The sequence below is a fragment of the Haloarcula montana genome (assembly GCF_035666295.1).
Taxonomy (GTDB): domain Archaea; phylum Halobacteriota; class Halobacteria; order Halobacteriales; family Haloarculaceae; genus Haloarcula; species Haloarcula montana.
In genome coordinates this window covers 2576785-2592533 of record NZ_CP142027.1, presented here as the reverse complement: position 1 = coordinate 2592533, position 15749 = coordinate 2576785, and the positions used below count along the sequence as shown (strand labels likewise).

The 15749-nt window shown below is 64.1% G+C and carries 21 protein-coding genes; 15 read left to right on the top strand and 6 right to left on the bottom strand.

Features of this window, described 5'->3' with window-relative positions; translation table 11 throughout:
- The first annotated feature begins 131 nt into the window (after positions 1-131).
- From VJ109_RS13745 to VJ109_RS13720, 6 genes are all read left to right on the top strand, one after another.
- Entirely contained in the window at positions 132-791 is a 660-nt protein-coding gene (locus VJ109_RS13745) for a helix-turn-helix domain-containing protein (RefSeq protein ID WP_324757484.1), read from the top strand.
- A gap of 39 nt (positions 792-830) precedes the next feature.
- Entirely contained in the window at positions 831-1391 is a 561-nt protein-coding gene (locus VJ109_RS13740; RefSeq protein WP_324757483.1) for a MogA/MoaB family molybdenum cofactor biosynthesis protein, read from the top strand.
- 43 nt (positions 1392-1434) lie between these two features.
- A complete protein-coding gene (moaC, locus tag VJ109_RS13735) occupies positions 1435-1911 on the top strand; it encodes a cyclic pyranopterin monophosphate synthase MoaC (RefSeq protein WP_324757482.1) in 477 nt (158 codons plus the stop codon).
- Positions 1912-1956: 45 nt separating this feature from the next.
- Positions 1957-2784, top strand: a complete 828-nt coding sequence (locus VJ109_RS13730) for a molybdopterin synthase (RefSeq protein ID WP_324757481.1) — start codon at positions 1957-1959, stop codon at positions 2782-2784.
- Between the two features lie 86 nt (positions 2785-2870).
- Entirely contained in the window at positions 2871-4289 is a 1419-nt protein-coding gene (gene thiC, locus VJ109_RS13725) for a phosphomethylpyrimidine synthase ThiC (protein ID WP_324757479.1), read from the top strand.
- A gap of 193 nt (positions 4290-4482) precedes the next feature.
- Entirely contained in the window at positions 4483-5307 is an 825-nt protein-coding gene (locus tag VJ109_RS13720; protein ID WP_324757478.1) for a hypothetical protein, read from the top strand.
- A gap of 24 nt (positions 5308-5331) precedes the next feature.
- Here VJ109_RS13720 and VJ109_RS13715 read toward each other — a convergent pair whose 3' ends face one another.
- On the bottom strand, positions 5332-5892 hold the full coding sequence (locus tag VJ109_RS13715) for an NUDIX hydrolase (RefSeq protein ID WP_324760351.1): 561 nt from the start codon (positions 5890-5892) through the stop codon (positions 5332-5334).
- A 161-nt stretch (positions 5893-6053) separates the two neighbouring features.
- Here VJ109_RS13715 and VJ109_RS13710 point away from each other — a divergent pair, with 161 nt between their 5' ends.
- The 7 genes from VJ109_RS13710 (at position 6054) to VJ109_RS13680 (ending at position 9692) form a co-directional block, all read left to right on the top strand.
- A complete protein-coding gene (locus VJ109_RS13710; protein WP_276222014.1) occupies positions 6054-6233 on the top strand; it encodes a DUF1918 domain-containing protein in 180 nt (59 codons plus the stop codon).
- A 6-nt stretch (positions 6234-6239) separates the two neighbouring features.
- Positions 6240-6665, top strand: a complete 426-nt coding sequence (locus tag VJ109_RS13705; RefSeq protein WP_324757474.1) for an RNA-binding protein — start codon at positions 6240-6242, stop codon at positions 6663-6665.
- Positions 6665-7354, top strand: a complete 690-nt coding sequence (locus tag VJ109_RS13700) for an RNase P subunit p30 family protein (RefSeq protein WP_324757472.1) — start codon at positions 6665-6667, stop codon at positions 7352-7354. The genes VJ109_RS13705 and VJ109_RS13700 overlap by 1 nt, the downstream gene beginning before the upstream one ends.
- Positions 7355-7512: 158 nt before the next feature.
- The gene (locus tag VJ109_RS13695; protein ID WP_324757470.1) at positions 7513-7890 is read left to right on the top strand and encodes a hypothetical protein; all 378 of its coding nucleotides are present in this window, start codon (positions 7513-7515) and stop codon (positions 7888-7890) included.
- Positions 7891-7975: 85 nt separating this feature from the next.
- Positions 7976-8455, top strand: a complete 480-nt coding sequence (locus VJ109_RS13690) for an Rpp14/Pop5 family protein (RefSeq protein ID WP_324757469.1) — start codon at positions 7976-7978, stop codon at positions 8453-8455.
- 2 nt (positions 8456-8457) lie between these two features.
- Positions 8458-9225, top strand: coding sequence for an archaeal proteasome endopeptidase complex subunit alpha (psmA, locus tag VJ109_RS13685; RefSeq protein ID WP_324757467.1), 768 nt, complete (start codon positions 8458-8460; stop codon positions 9223-9225).
- 59 nt (positions 9226-9284) lie between these two features.
- Positions 9285-9692 carry a TFIIB-type zinc ribbon-containing protein gene (locus VJ109_RS13680; RefSeq protein ID WP_324757465.1) on the top strand — a complete coding sequence of 136 codons (408 nt, stop codon included), beginning with the start codon at positions 9285-9287 and terminating at the stop codon, positions 9690-9692.
- A 111-nt stretch (positions 9693-9803) separates the two neighbouring features.
- Here VJ109_RS13680 and VJ109_RS13675 read toward each other — a convergent pair whose 3' ends face one another.
- The 4 genes from VJ109_RS13675 to VJ109_RS13660 form a co-directional block, all read right to left on the bottom strand.
- Entirely contained in the window at positions 9804-10844 is a 1041-nt protein-coding gene (locus tag VJ109_RS13675) for a disk-shape morphogenesis protein volactin (RefSeq protein ID WP_276222025.1), read from the bottom strand.
- Between the two features lie 177 nt (positions 10845-11021).
- Positions 11022-11927, bottom strand: coding sequence for a cell division protein CdpA domain-containing protein (locus tag VJ109_RS13670; RefSeq protein WP_324757463.1), 906 nt, complete (start codon positions 11925-11927; stop codon positions 11022-11024).
- Between the two features lie 77 nt (positions 11928-12004).
- Entirely contained in the window at positions 12005-12763 is a 759-nt protein-coding gene (locus tag VJ109_RS13665) for a hypothetical protein (RefSeq protein ID WP_276222029.1), read from the bottom strand.
- Between the two features lie 87 nt (positions 12764-12850).
- The gene (locus VJ109_RS13660; protein ID WP_324757461.1) at positions 12851-13201 is read right to left on the bottom strand and encodes a TFIIB-type zinc ribbon-containing protein; all 351 of its coding nucleotides are present in this window, start codon (positions 13199-13201) and stop codon (positions 12851-12853) included.
- A gap of 85 nt (positions 13202-13286) precedes the next feature.
- Between VJ109_RS13660 and VJ109_RS13655 the strand changes: the two genes are divergently transcribed.
- Positions 13287-14012 carry a ribosome assembly factor SBDS gene (locus VJ109_RS13655; protein WP_276222033.1) on the top strand — a complete coding sequence of 242 codons (726 nt, stop codon included), beginning with the start codon at positions 13287-13289 and terminating at the stop codon, positions 14010-14012.
- A gap of 2 nt (positions 14013-14014) precedes the next feature.
- Here VJ109_RS13655 and VJ109_RS13650 read toward each other — a convergent pair whose 3' ends face one another.
- Positions 14015-14341, bottom strand: a complete 327-nt coding sequence (locus VJ109_RS13650; RefSeq protein ID WP_324757459.1) for an FUN14 domain-containing protein — start codon at positions 14339-14341, stop codon at positions 14015-14017.
- A gap of 97 nt (positions 14342-14438) precedes the next feature.
- Here VJ109_RS13650 and hflX point away from each other — a divergent pair, with 97 nt between their 5' ends.
- Positions 14439-15749 (top strand): GTPase HflX, encoded by a 1311-nt coding sequence (hflX, locus tag VJ109_RS13645; RefSeq protein WP_324757457.1) that lies wholly within the window; start codon positions 14439-14441, stop codon positions 15747-15749.

Here is a 15749-nt window from a genome sequence, read left to right as displayed (position 1 = left end):
TCGTATCCGGCTCTTGCAAGACGACGACGGTGAACGTCAGACCAAACATCTCGGGTATTTTTTAAGTGAAATTCCGCACCGAATATGTTCGCACAGAGTTATTTTACTCGAAACGGTCGACATTTCGATATATGTCCCGGCGGGTGCTCGCGGAGGTAGACGTGGTCGACCCGCAGGCATGCCAGGTCCAGCCCCACGCCAGCGAGGAGCACCACGTCGCCGCCGTCTCCCGGAGCGCGCTGGGCGGTGACGAGGGTGAGATCGTCGAGGAGTTCACGCTGGTCGGCGAGGACGGGTCCCCACCGTCGCCTGGCGACACCAGGAACGTCCAGACGGTGTTCGATTACGACCAGGGACGGATCTACCGCCTCCATCGACGGGCTGGACAGGGCTGTGTCTGTGAGCGGATCGAGCGAGCGGGCTGTGTCGTCCAGGAGCTAAGCGCCACCGAGCGGTCCCTGACGGTGACCTTCCTGGTCAAGGACGTGGCCACGCTCAGGGACGTGATCGGCGACCTCCAGTCGACGGGCGAATGCGTTACCCTCCGGCGGCTTGTCGAGACCGACGACTCGCTGGACCGGAGCCGACCCGTCGTCCTCGACCGCGAGAAACTGACCGGCCGCCAGCGGGAGGTCCTGGAACGCGCCCACGAGATGGGCTACTTCGAACACCCGCGAGCGGCCAACGCGGGCGAGGTCGCGGACGACCTGGGGATCACCACGGCGACGTTCACGGAACACCTCGCGGCCGCCCAGCGAAAGGTGTTGGGCGACCTCCTGGACGAGCCGTGACCGCCGACAGTTTTCCGTCTCTCGGCCCCACGCCACGGTATGGGAAACGACCACAGCGATCACGAGCACACGCAGGACTACCACGAACACACCCACGGCCACGGCAATCACGACCACCACGGAGACGACCGCGAAGCGGTCGATATCGGCGTCCTGACTGTCTCGTCCTCGCGGACGCTAGCGGACGATCCCAGCGGTGACGCAGTCGAAACCGTCTGTGAAGACGCAGGCCACGATGTCACCGATCGTCGGCTCGTCACCGACGACGCGGACGCCATCGCCGAGGCCGTCGCCGGGTTGCTCGACGACGGCGCCGACGTAGTGGTCACGACCGGTGGGACCGGTCTCACGGCCGACGACGTGACCGTCGACGCGGTGGGGAACCTCTTCGACCGCTCGATTCCCGGTTTCGGGGAGCTGTTCCGCTGGCTCTCCTACGAGGAGGTCGGCCCGATGGCGATGGCCTCCCGTGCGACCGCCGGCGTCGTCGACGACCGACTCGTGTTCTGCCTGCCCGGCAGCGAGAACGCTGCCCGGACTGGCACGGGAGAACTGATCGCGCCGGCGGTCGGACACCTGCTCGGCCTCGTCCGGCAGTGACCAGACCCGTACAGTTTTGAGGGCGGTCGCGCTACCAGCGGGCATGACCGAGGAGTTCACGCACGTCGACGAGGACGGGGACGCCCAGATGGTCGACGTCGGTGAGAAGGCTGACAGCAAGCGCCGGGCCGTCGCCCGGGGCGCGATTCGGCTGACCGACCGGACACTCGCAGCTATCGAGGCAGACGACGTCGAGAAAGGCGACGTGTTGACGACGGCACGGATCGGTGCCGTCCAGGCGGTCAAACACACCTGGGAGACGATCCCGATGTGCCACCAGATCCCGATCACGAACGTCGAGACGGAGTTCTCGGTCGGCGACGACCGGGTAGAACTCACCGTCGCCGTGGAGACGGTCGGCAAGACCGGTTGTGAGATGGAGGCACTCGAAGGCGTGACCACGGGGCTGAACGTCGTCTGGGATATGGTGAAAGCCAGCGAGAAAGACGACGACGGCCAGTACCCCGGAACGGCCATCGAGGGGGTCGAGGTCGTCGAGAAGTCGGTCGAACGGCCCTGACCGCGTTCGGAAACACATACCTGTTCGCGTCCGATAGACGATCACATGCAGGTCCTGGGAATCGTCGGCCACTCCGACGCCGGGAAGACCACCCTCGTCGAGCGGTTGACCGAGCGACTCTCCGAGCGCGGGCGGGTCGCGACGGTCAAACACTGTACCCATCCGCCGGACATCGATACGGAAGGGAAAGACACCGCCCGCCACCGCGCTGCTGGTGCCAGCGAGAGCGTCGCGCTGACCGACGACGGGGCGTGGTTCGCGACCGGCGAGCAGCGGTCGCTGACCGAGACACTGGACGCACTGGCCCCGGAGTACGACTACGCGCTGGTCGAAGGGTACAGCGACGCGTCGATCCCGAAGGTCGTCCTGGGCGACCGCGAGGCGGCCGACCCGATCGTCCACCGCGCCGGCAGCGGTGGCGCGGCTGACCTCGATGCTGTCGTCGACGCCATGCTGGACCGCGATCCGTACGTCACCCTGGAGACGCTGGTCGGGGAGGTAAAGCGCTCCGCGGACGAGGATCGCGCCGGCGCGATCGCCACGTTCACCGGGCGGGTGAGAGCACGGGACAGTCCCGACGACCCGCGGACGGAGTTCCTGGAGTTCGAGCGCTACGACGAGGTCGCCGCCGACCGGATGGCAGAGTTACGGCGTTCACTAGAAGACCGCGACGGCGTCTACGCCGTTGCCCTCCACCACAAGACCGGTGTCGTCGAGGCCGGCGAGGACATCGTCTTCGTGGTCGTGCTGGCGGGCCACCGGGGGGAAGCGTTCCGCGCCGTCGAAGACGGGATCAACCGCCTCAAAGAGGAGGTCCCGCTGTTCAAGAAGGAAGTCACCGTCGAAGACGAGTTCTGGGCACACGACCGGTAGCTTCGAGCGGTGCCCGGCCGTGTCACTCATCGGTGGAGTGTCAGTCGACGGTATATTTATTACCTAGTGATATTACCTAGTGATACATGACGCAACTCGATGCCGCCAGGGCGGGAACGATCACCGACGCGATGGAACGAGTCGCCGAACGCGAGCGGGTCGATCCCGAGTTCGTCCGCCAGCAAGTCGCCGACGGACAGGCTGTGATCCCCACGAACGTCAACCACGACCGCCTGGACCCGATGATAATCGGCCGTGAGTTCGCCACGAAGGTAAACGCCAACATCGGAAACAGCGAGGAGTCGGGCGATTCGGGGACCGAACTGGAGAAACTCCACACGGCCGTCCACCACGGGGCCGACACCGTGATGGACCTCTCGACGGGCAGCGATCTCGACGAGATCCGGACCGCAAACCTGGCTCACTCGCCGGTCCCGATCGGGACCGTCCCGATCTACGGTGCACTCACGCGAGTCGACGACCCGACCGAGTTGACGACAGAGCGGTTGCTGTCGGTGATCGAGAAGCAGGCCCAGCAGGGGGTCGACTACATGACGATCCACGCCGGCGTCCGACTGGAACACCTGCCGTTGACCGACGGTCGCACCACCGGGATCGTCTCCCGGGGCGGGTCGATCCTGGCGAAGTGGATGGAGGACAACCGGGCCGAGAACCCGCTGTACACTGCGTTCGACGAGCTCTGTGCGATGCTGTCCGAGTACGACGTGACGATCAGCCTCGGTGACGGACTGCGTCCGGGTTCGTTGTCCGACGCCGGCGATCCGGCACAGTACGCGGAACTGGAGACGCTGGGCGAACTCACACGGCGGGCTTGGGACCACGGCGTCCAGGTCATGGTCGAGGGGCCGGGTCACGTTCCGATGGACGAGATCGCCGGGCAGGTCGAACGTCAGCAGTCAGTCTGTGACGGCGCACCGTTCTACGTCCTCGGGCCGCTCGTGACCGACATCGCGCCCGGGTACGACCACATCACCAGTGCCATCGGTGCAACGGAAGCGGCACGGGCCGGCGCGGCGATGCTGTGTTACGTCACCCCGAAAGAACACCTCGGCCTCCCCGACGCCGAGGACGTCCGGGACGGGCTTGCCGCCTACCGGATCGCCGCCCACGCCGCCGACGTGGCGAACGGCCGCGAGGGCGCCCGCGAGTGGGACGACGCGCTCTCGGAAGCACGGTACGCTTTCGACTGGCAGCGACAGTTCGAACTGGCGCTGGACCCCGAGCGAGCGCGGGCGTTCCACGACCAGACGCTTCCCGGAGACAACTACGAGACAGCGCGCTTCTGTTCGATGTGTGGTGTCGAGTTCTGCTCGATGCGGATCGACCAGGACGCACGCGACGAGGGCGGGATGGACGGGATCGAGATCGACGACACGGACAGGACCGACCCGGAGACCTCCCGGGCAGCGGCCGTAAACCGTCCACCGGTCGGGACCCACGACACAGCGGCGGTTCCGACAGACAGTCCCGAAGCCGACGACTGAGCGATATCTCCCACTCAGCCGATAGTTCTTTATATACAGGTCGTGTACGGCGGAACGATGTCAAAGAAACTACTCGGGCTCATCGCCCTCGTCGGGGTCATCGGCCTCGCGTACGTCTACAGTCGTTGACAGCAGTATCGCTCCCAAACCACGTTTCCGAACCCTTACCGGGGTGAGTGACCTATTCGATGCCATGTACGGTGTCGTCACGCGAAACGAAGACGAGACAGCGTGGTCGGAGTTCGACCGAGCCTTCTACGAGGTCAAGGACGTGACCGGCCGGGCGGCCGAACCCATCGCGGGCGCGGTCAACATGGTATCGTGTTTCGGGGACAACGCCGTCGAAGGCGAGGAGGAGTTGCTGGCCTTCGACGACGAAGGGACTGCAGCCACCCGGAACGAACCGTACTTCGACTGGACCTACGTCTGTCCGACCCACGAGCGCTATCGGGACGGCCTCCTCGATATCATCGCCGACGCCGCCGAGGTAAACGGTGACGTCCGTCTCGACGATGTCGGCTTTCCACGCGAGGAGTACTGCTACTGCGACCGGTGTGAGCGACGCTTCGCGGAGAGCGACTTCGAGGAGTGGTCGGCCTGGCGGACGAACGTCATCACCGAGTTCGTCGCCGACGCCCGCGAGCGGGTCCCCGGTGAACTCTACCTCACGCTGTATCCCGATCCGTACCCCGGCCACCTCGAAGCCCGGAGCGGCCTCGACGTCGACGCTGTCGGCGAATTCGTCGACGAGTTCGTCGTTCCGATCTACGATATGGCTTACTCGACGACCTACTGGCTGGAGATCCTCGCGAAGGGGTTCCGCGACGAACTCGACAGTCCGTTCAGCATCGAGTTGTACGCCGTCGATGTCGACATCGACGACCTGAGCAAAGCAGCCGAGGTGGCCGGCGAGTACGCCGAGACCGTACTGTTCGGCTACGACGCCAGCAACGCCCGGGCGACGGTCCGACGGCTCGAGGCCGACGCCCGCGAGGGGCAGTCCTTCGGCCCCGAGTAGGGGACGACGGCGGTATTCGGACGATCAGCGGAACCGACGATCACGCCACTGCTGGATCTCCTCGCGGTCGCGGGTGTCTTCCGGGAGTTCGTCGAACCACTGGGCGTCGCTGATCTCCTGGTCGGGGTCCGCCACTCGCGGGGTCGTCGTCTCCGCACGGGTCTCGAAGACGGGGAGGACGCCCCAGGCCATGTTGTCGTCGTGGTAGAACTCGACGCGACCCAGGAGTCCGAGTCCCTCGATCGTCCCTTCGATACCGCCCTCCTCGGAGAGTTCCCGCAGCGCGGCCTCCCGGAAGGACTCGCTCCCGTCGAGTTCGCCACCCGGGAGCACCCACTTGTCGACGCCCTCGTGACGGACCAACAAGAGGGCGCCGTCGGATCGGTAGACCAGCGTGTGTGCCCCGTACGGTGCCCCGTGGTCGCGGGCGGCCTCCGCGACCGTCCGGAAGCGCGGCCTGGAGACGCGCCGGTGGCGGCTGAACTCGACGGCTGGGTCGTACTCCTCCAGCAGGTGGTGGTACGTCTGTTCGGCCTCCTGGCTGGCCACGTCCGAGAGATACCAGAGGTTGTCGACGGTCATCAGTGGTCGTCACAGACTGGCCGGCATGGCGGTCCCAACGACTGTCCGAGAGGGAGCGAAGCGCAGGTCATACGAGGGGGTACGGCGGAGGCCGTTATAAGTCTTCGACACCCTCACCGGCGCGAATCAGTCCCTTTTTGAGCAGTCACCGAGTACCGCTGCCCATGGCATTCGAAGAGGACGATACCGTGATTCTGCACGACGAGCACAGTGACTACGACGGCCAGGAGGGAACCGTCACCCAGGTCGTCGAGACCATGTTCGGCGACGCCAACTACACGGTCTCCTTCGAGGACGGTCAGGAACAGGGCGTTCCCGAAGACAACCTCGAAGCAGCGGAGTAAGGCTCGATGTCGTCGGTCCCGTTCCACTACGTTGATCTCCGGACGTTCTGTTATGCGACCGAGGACGACCGGCGGGTCGAGGAAGCGCTTCGGACGTTTCTCCCCGAAGAGTACTCGATCGAGCGATCCCAGAGCGAGGGTCACTACGGCGACCGCATCGTCGTCCTCTCGGCCCGCGTCGAGAACGCCGACGAGATCCGTCACGTGCTCTCACAGGTCGCGACGCTTTCGGACATCGACGCGGTGAAGGCGGAACTCGACGAACGGGTCGACGACAACTGCTCGTTTTTCCTCACGTTCGACAAGCAGGCCGCTTTCCGCGGGGAGGTCACCCGCGGCGACGGCATCACACTCCGGGCGAAGGTCGAAGCGTACCCGGCGAAACGGGAACACGCCGTGGCCAACGCCCGCGAACTGTTCGAGGAACTGTGATGTACGAGGCCGTCCACGCCCGCCCGGACGGCGAGAGTACGGTCGCCCGACAGGCGCTGACAGCCAGCGAGTACGGCTACGACGGCATCGTCGTCCGGAACCACGGCGACGATCAGGCATCCTACGATCCTGGACAGATTGCCGACGCCTACGACATCGACGTGGCGACCGGGATCGAGATCAGAGCCGACGATCCCTCCCGGGCGAGCGGGTTCCTCGGGAACTACCGGCCCGATCGGACGATCGTCGCCGTTCACGGTGGAACGACCGCGATGAACCGGTTCGCGGTCGAGCAACCCGCGGTGGACGTGTTGGCTCATCCGATGCAGGGTAGCGGTGATTTCAACCACGTTCTCGCGAAGGCCGCCGCCGAAAACGGGGTCAGAGTCGAATTCTCGCTCGGGGCGGTCGTCGGCCACTCCGGCGGGAGCCGGGTCCGTGCGATTCAGGGGCTTCGCAAACTCCGGGACCTCGTCGAGGACGCCGACGCGCCATACGTCGTCTCTGTCGACCCATCGAACCACCTCGAGCTTCGGGCCCCGCGCGATCTCGTCGCGCTCGGTGAACGCATCGGCTTTGAGCCAGCGGCGGTCGAGGCAGGTCTCGCTGAATGGGGCCGTCTCGTCGACCGGAACCGCGAGCGCCGCTCGGATCGGTTCATCGAGCCCGGTGTCAGTATCGACGAGTAGTACGCGATATTTCCGGAACAGTCGAAACACGGCCTAATCGGCCCCACCGTCGGTAAATTCCATCCGATGTGGAAAGGATTTTACCCTCGCAGTGAATAGACGTGTCTATGGTGCAAAAGGTGAGTCGACCGTTTGGGGTAACGGTCGCAGGGGGATTCATGGCCCTTGAGGGGGGCCGACAGTTGGTACACGGAACCATGGTCTACCACGGCTTCCTCACCGGCAACAGCAGTCCGGTTCTGTTGGCGCTGGTCTTTGCCGGACTCAGTGTCGTACTGGGTGGTGTCCTCATAGTCGCGGCGTACGGGATATTTACGAACGGTAACTGGGGGCGGGGTCTCGGCGGGGGTGGACTCGTCCTGGTTGGACTCCTGTCGCTCGGTTGGATGTTACTGGCGAGTGACCTGCTGTTCGCTGTCGAAGGCGTCTTGGACTTCCTGATCGCCGGCTACCTCTTCTCCGGGCGGTCGGCGATCGATGAGGCACGGCCGGACATCGACGACACGGACAACTCCCAGACAGTCGGACTCCCGTAGCGGTCGGCACCGACGTGTTCTTGTGCCCGCTATCCCCAGTACCGGGTATGTCATACCGGGACGGTTCCTCGGGGGACCATCGACAATGAAACACCTCCCCAAGCACCTCCGTCCACGCTGGCGGTATCTAGCCGTCGCCATCGAGAGCTGGCCCGACGTCGACATCGACAGGCGGGCGTTCCAGCGTTCGGTGTGGTACGCGGCACAGAACCTCCTCGGTGATATCGGGAGCGCAAAGACGGACATGAACGTCGTCGAGTTCGCCTTCGCTGACGGAGCGGGCCACGCGATCGTCCGCGTCCGTCGAGACCACGTCGACGACGCTCGCTCCGCGCTCACAGCACTCGGTGATATCGACGAGACGCAGGTCGGTATCCGAGTCCGCGGAACCAGCGGGACGATGCGTGCCTGTGAAGAAAAGTATATAGGCGGGCCGGCGGAACCTCCTGCTCAGAGACAGGTCGTGTTCGAGGACGTGACACGGGACGCAGTCGTTCGGGGCCGTCGCGTCGACGTCCGGACGAACGACGCGTTCGCGGGGGCGACTGAACTCGATCTCCAATAACTATGCAGGGACAAAACCAACAGCAGGCGTACGACCGCGGAATTACAATCTTCTCTCCGGACGGCCGCCTCTATCAGGTCGAATACGCTCGCGAGGCCGTCAAGCGCGGCACCGCAAGCATCGGTGTCCGGACGGCCGGCGGCGTCGTACTCGCCGTCGACAAGCGTATCCGCTCGCCACTGATGGAGCGGTCCTCGGTCGAGAAGATCCACAAGGCCGACGACCACATCGGGATCGCCTCGGCCGGCCACGTCGCCGACGCTCGGCAGCTGATCGATCTCGCTCGACGGCAGGCACAGGTCAACCAGCTTCGGTACGGCGAGCCGGTCGGCGTCGAGACACTCACCAAAGAGATCACCGACTACATCCAGCAGTACACGCAAGTCGGCGGTGCCAGACCGTTCGGCGTCGCGCTCATCATCGGCGGTATCGCCGACGGCGAACCCCGCCTCTACGAGACCGATCCGTCGGGGACGCCCTACGAGTGGAAGGCCCTCGCGGTCGGTGCCGACCGGGGCGACATCCGCGACTACCTCGAAGAACACTACGACGAAGGGATGGAACTGGACGCCGGCGTCGACCTCGCGCTCGAAGCGCTGGCCTCGGTCGCCGAGGACGGGCTCTCGCCGGAGGGGATCGGCGTCGCGACGATCGACGTCGAAACCGAGACCTTCCACGAACTGACCGACGACGAGAAAGCGGCCCACATCGAATCAGGCGATCTGGCGGGCTCCGATAGCGAGGACGAAGACGAGGACCAGGCCGAGTAACCGATCGTTCAACCGACACCAGCGCTAGAATTAAACCGCCGGGTCGCAAACCGTCGGGTATGGACTGTCCACGGTGTGGGGACCCGCTCGAATCCTATCGGCTCGGCAATTCGGAGACCACAGCGTGTGGGAACTGCTCGTACCTGGGGGTCCCCGTCGACCACAAGAGCGAGAGCCGTCGACGCGAGTCCTGGGACGACGCACTGGACCGGTTCAACGACCAGGAACAGACGGTCAAGAAGGTCACGGAGATCTCGGATACCGACGTGTTTTCGACAGTGACGGACGAGACGGAGACGACAGAAGAGGGATCGGACCGGGAGACGGAAGACCCCGAAGCCGACGACGACACTGGCGACGTGTCGCCCGACCGTGAGACGACAGACACTGTCGACGACGACTCCGACGAGGACCCACCAGGTTCCGACGAGAGCAGGGAGCCAGCGTCTGCCGACACGGGCAGCTGAACCCACCACTGCGATCCGAGCATCGCGTCTCGGTAGAACGCTTTTCGGTGAGGGGAATATGCGGCGGCGAAAACAGGCAGCCACCCGAACCTGGGCGGGCCTCGACGCTCCTCAGTCGTCAGATTGGGCTTCGACTTCCTCTTCGTCGGCAGCGTTGCCCGAGTCGCGTTGCTCTTCTTCGTCCGAGCGAGCGGCGACGAGGGCACCGCGCGAGACGCTGTACATCGGTTCGTCCGCGTGGCGGACTTCGCTGATCGAGAACGGAATGTCGGCGTCGTCGAGGTGCTGTTTGAACAGTTTCGTGAAGCCGTTCGGTGAGGAGGTCCCGCCGGTGACGACAACGGGGACATCGAGTCCTTCCTCGATGTCTTCCTCGTCGACTTCCTGTGCGATCTTTTCGATGACGTAGTCCAGCAGGTTCTCGTAGTAGATCGAGAGGGCGCCTTCGACACCGCCGACATCGGTCTCGAAGTCGAGTTCGAAGTCGTCCTCTTTGATCGAAGTGACCTTGTCGACCTGTGTCCCGGTCGCCTGGGCGGCCTGTTCGTCGACCCAGTCGCCACCGCGGGCGACGGAGAACTTCATCACAGGGACGGCGTAGTACGACAGGCAGACGTTGGTCATCCCGGCACCGAAGCTGATCCCCAGCCCGGTGAAGTCGTTGTCGGCGAGGTCGGAGTAGATGACCGCCATCCCCTCGTTGATGGGTTCGGCGTCGTAGCCCATGTCGTCGAGGAACGACTCGATGGTCTTCTGGTGGTACAGCGTCGACAGGTCCGAGTCCATCGGGTCGGCCGGCGAGGAGAAGAACAGCTTCTCGTTGGGGTACTCCGGCGAACCGACGACCTGTTCGATGATGAGTTTCATCATCGGGATCGCGGACTTCTCGTCGGAGGAGAGGATCCCCTGTGACATCGGGCGGCGTGTCTCCTGGTTGAAGATGTTTGCGAAGTTCAGGGCGTCGTCGCCAAGCACGTAGACGTCGTCGTCCTTGCGGATGTGGAGTACGTCCGACCGGGAGAGCATCTGCTCTGCCATGTCGCTGTACTCGATTTCTACGAAGGAGTTTCGCTGTTGGACGAAGACCGTCTCGTTCCCTTCTTGCTGTGCGGAGATAATATTCATCGTACCGACGTCGAGGCCTTTTGCCATAAGTAGCTCACAAATACCTCCGTAACATCGTGTAATAAAAGTACGTATCTGCCAAGATAATGACTGGACATCGGTCGACTGACGGGGGGTGTTCGCGGAAATTCGGCAGTCGAACCCGATACGGGGTCGCCACGGGAACTGCTATCCAGACTGGCGTATGATTAAAGCTGACATGTACTACGATCGGCCCAGTAGCCGAGCGGCCCGGCCGAGGACGCCTTCCAGAACAGTCTCGTCGCTCTCGCTGGCTGCTTCCGCCTGCTTGCGCTCCCGAAGCTTCTTCAGCTGGTCCGTCTGTTCGTCGACGGTCGAGGTCGAGCGGTCCGTCGCTTTCTCGCCGCCTTTGACCGTCTTGAGGCCGGCGACTTGTTCGTCGACACTGCTCCGATGGACGCGGTCGACGCTGGCATCCATCCCGGAGACGTCCATCTCCACTTCTCCCTCGCTGGGAGTGATTTTCAGGTCGCTTCCCTCGTGGCGTTCGACGCCGCCCCACGTGAGATCGACGCTTTCCATCGCGGATTCGATGTCCTGTTCGATCTCCTCGTCGGTGTAGGATTCTCCCTCGTCCTCTTCCGGGGCCTGGATGTCGCCGGGTCGTGGCTTCGCACGGTCGATGTGGTACGCGACGAGCGCACCGCCAGTCGCGGCCAGCAGCGACGCCAGCCCGAGCCCGTAGACGAACAGGACGTGGATGCTGTACTGCGGACCCGAGCCCGTCGCCCAGCTGTACGGGTACGCCCAGACGAACAGTCCCAGACCGACGAGACTGATCGCCGACCCGACGACGGCACCGTAGATCGCGCGCTTGCCGACCGGGAGCAAGACGACGACACTCGATAAGGTCGCCGGGAGCGCGAGCATCCCCACTGCGATGGCCGCTTCCCGGAAGACGAAGTTCGACTGTGGGCCGCCGGCACCGGTGAACTGCCCGGCGGCACCGATGACGAACGCCCCGATCCCGAGTCCGATCCCGCCGAAAAAGAGGGCGAACCCGAGATACACGTCGATCTCTCGGTCCGGCTCCCCAATGTACGTTCGATACCACTCGAAGAGTCGTCCGTCGTCGGTCTCGTCGGTCATGGTAGATCGGTTATTTCAGTCACGGGAGTTGCTAAACGATTCCAAGGGCTGTGTAATCAGTCTTTCCCGGAGTCCGCTCATACGTAGGAGATCCGTGTGACACGTCCCGGCGTCGTCCGGAACCGCCAAGTCCGGCTCTCCTCGCGGGCCGGATCGACGCGGTCGACCTGTCGAAGCCCCTGTTTGATACAGGACCACCAGCTCTGCTGGCTGGCGTAGCCGGCCGGATAGTCGTCGTACAGTTCGTCGACGAAGTCGCTCCGGGTCGCCTCCTCGACGTCTTTGAGGTAGGCAAGTGCGGCTCCGACGGCACGCCGGCGACGGGCCTGGAGGTCATCGTCCCAGCCGGGTACGTCGAGTTCGTCGAGGTCGGTGATGTCCTCGCCCAGTCGTCTATCGTCCGAGAGTGTCTCCCGTGAGCTGTAGTCGATCCCACTTCCGAGACCGTCACCGAGCTGTTCCCGTGTCTGGGTCACCGCTCGCTGGACGAACTCGTCGAAGCGCTGTCCCTCGACCGACGACAGGGCGTCGGCAGCGGCTTCCAGTTCCCTGTCTTCGATGCGTGCGACGGTGTCTTCCTCGCCGGCGATCGTCAACCCACCTTCGCCGGCCGCGGCACTGGCAACGGCGGCGACATCCGCATCGGCATCGATATCGTCGCGTCGACGCGCGTACGCACCGAGACGGCGCCCTCGCTGGCTGTCGTCCTCGACCGCGAATCGGTTGGCGACGAGCCAACCGAGGTAGCTCTCGATCTCGTCGAAATCCAGCAGGTCGGCCTCGACAGCGAGTGACCTGGCGGTCTCGTCGTCGACGGTGAGTTCCAGCGACCGCATTCGTCACTGTCTTTGCCCGACTCACTCATAAAGGTAGCCTCGAAGAAGTCCACTGGATACGGGCCTCCAAACGAGACTCGGGTCCGCTCAGAACTCCTCTTCGCCGCCGAATTCTTCTTCGCCGCCGAACTCCTCCTCGAACCCTTCCTCTTCGAACCCTTCTTCCTCGAATTCGTCTTCCTCGCCGCCGAGTGCACCAGCGATTGTCCCGAGGATACCGCCCTCTTCCTCCTCTTCTTCCTCCTCTGCCTCCATCTCGATGTCGATGTCCCTGTCTTTGTGGTGGTGACTGCTGTGGCCCGTCAGCTGTTCGAGTTCACCAGGGTCGAGCCAGACGCCACCACAGTCCGGACAGTAATCGACGGTGACCCCGTGTTCCCGGCGCTGGTCCAAGGTCGTTCCACACGACAGACAGTGCAGGTCGTCTCCTGTTGTCATATGACAGCTATATATCGAGTTCCGTAAAAACGTTCCCCCATCAGCCGCAGTAAGGTCTTTACATGGGCCACCGCTACCGCCGGGTATGATATCACTCGAAGAGGCGGTGACGGCGCGCCTCGAATCCCACGGCCAGCGGTTCGAGGTACTCGTCGATCCGGACGCAGCCCTCGCCATCAAGCGCGACGAGTTCGAGGGGGACCTGGAAGACGTGATCGCGGCCGAGGACATCTTCGAGGACGCGTCTCGCGGTGACCGACCGCCGGAAAGCAGTCTGGAGGAGGTCTTCGACACGACGGACCCCCTGGAGATCATCCCCGAGGTCATCAAGCAAGGGGAGATCCAGATCACGGCCGAGCAACGCCGCGAGATGCAAGAACAGAAGCACAAACAGCTCGTCCAGCGTATCACGCGAAACGCGGTCAACCCGCAGATGGACGACGCACCCCACCCGCCCGAGCGGATCGAGTCGGCCCTAGAGGAGACGGACTTCCGGGTCGATCCGATGGAACCGGTCGAGAGCCAGGTCGACGACGCGTTGGACGCGTTGCGGCCGGTCATCCCGATCCGGTTCGACGAGATCACCGTCGCGGTACAGGTGCCGGCGGACTACGCGGGTAGCGCGCAGGCACAGATCCGCCAGTTCGGCGACCTCGAACGCGAGGAGTGGCAATCGGACGGCTCCTGGGTGGGTGTGCTGACCTTCCCGGCGGGATTACAAAACGACTTCTACGACCTCGTCAACGAGCACACGAGCGGGCAAGCCGAGACACAGATCATCAAAGACGAGGACGAACTCAGTACTCGGTAGCGTCATCCCTTCTTGAACCCGACGAAGAAGCCGGTCGCGAAGCCGGCACTGACCGGCAATGCCGAGAGCAGCGAGGTGATCCAGGACGGTGGCGTTCCGGCCGTCGCACCACCTGCCGAACTCGTCGCGTTCTGTGCGGCCCCGCCGATGGCCGACCAGTTGACTTCGAGGATACCACGGGTTTCGAGGAACTTGAACAGGGCCAGTTCCAGGCCGACGAGGATCGCGATGAGCTTCGCGATCTTCTTCGCGGCGAACCCGATGATCCCACCGATGAGCGCGCCGCCCCCCGCTTCGAGCCCCATCTGTTGGAGGTTGAACTCGACCATAGACCAGAGCAGACGGGCACACGTTAAGACCTTTGTGTCCCCTCGAATCCGACAGTCGAATTGAATTTAAATACTCCCGGGCCATACGCTTCGGTAAGTGACAGCGAGACAGTCCACCGAACGCGCTGTGGTCGCAAAACGGGTCGACAGCGGGACCGCAGCGACGACAGAGATCAGAGAGCTCACACGGGCAGCCGGCTACGAGATCGCCGGCGAGATCACCCAGACCCGGACGGAAGACCCCGCCTACCACATGGGCGAGGGGAAGATCGTCCGCCTGAGCAACGTCGTCGCACGCGAGGAGGCGACGGTCGTCATCTTCGACAACCAGCTCGGCCCCTACCAGACCTACAACATCGGGAACAAGCTCCCGACCGGCGTCAGGGTGATCGACCGCTTCCGGCTCATCATCGAGATCTTCGGCCAGCGGGCACAGACCCGGAAAGCACAGCTCCAGGTCGAACTGGCGGAGTTGCGCTACGAACTCCCGCGGGCCGAGGCGAAGGCGAGCCTGGCCAAACGCGACGAGCGGCCGGGCTTCATGGGACTGGGCGAGTACGACGAGAGCCGCGAAGAGGACATCAAGAAACAGATCGCCCGCATCAACGACGAACTCGAATCCATCGAGGAGACCGAACAACACCGGCGCGAACAGCGCCGGGAGTCGGGCTTCGATCTGGTCGCGCTCGCGGGCTACACTAACGCCGGGAAGTCGACGCTGTTGCGACGCCTCGCTGCCGACCTGGATATCGACGAGAACGAGGACCGACATCCCGACCTGGACACGACCGCCGAGAGCGAGGACCGCCTGTTCACCACGCTCGGGACGACGACGAGACGCGCCGAAGTCGGGAAACGGGAGATTCTGGTCACCGACACCGTCGGCTTCATCCAGGACCTCCCCCACTGGCTCGTCGAGTCGTTCAAGTCGACGCTCGACTCGGTGTACCGTGCCGACCTGGTGTTGCTCGTCGTCGACGTCTCCGAATCGGTCGAGGAGATCCGGGAGAAACTGGTGACGAGCCACGACACGCTCTACGAGCGCAACGAAGCCCCGATCGTCACCGTCCTGAACAAGACCGACGCGGTCGACGACGAAGAGGTCGAGCGCAAGAAAGCCGCACTCTCGGCGCTGGCCCCGAACCCCGTCGCCGTCAGCGCCGCCGAGGGGACGAACATCGATCGGTTGTCCCAGCGTATCGACGACGAACTCCCGGACTACGAGGAAGAGCGGCTCGTCCTCCCGATGACCGACGATACGATGAGTCTCGTCTCCTGGATCCACGACCACGCCCACGTCGAGTCCGTCGACTACGGCGACGAGGTCATCATCGAGTTCGAGGCCCGGCCCGCAATCGTCGAGCAGTCACGTGCGCGGGCCGGCGACCTCGTCGGAGCCTCCGCGTAG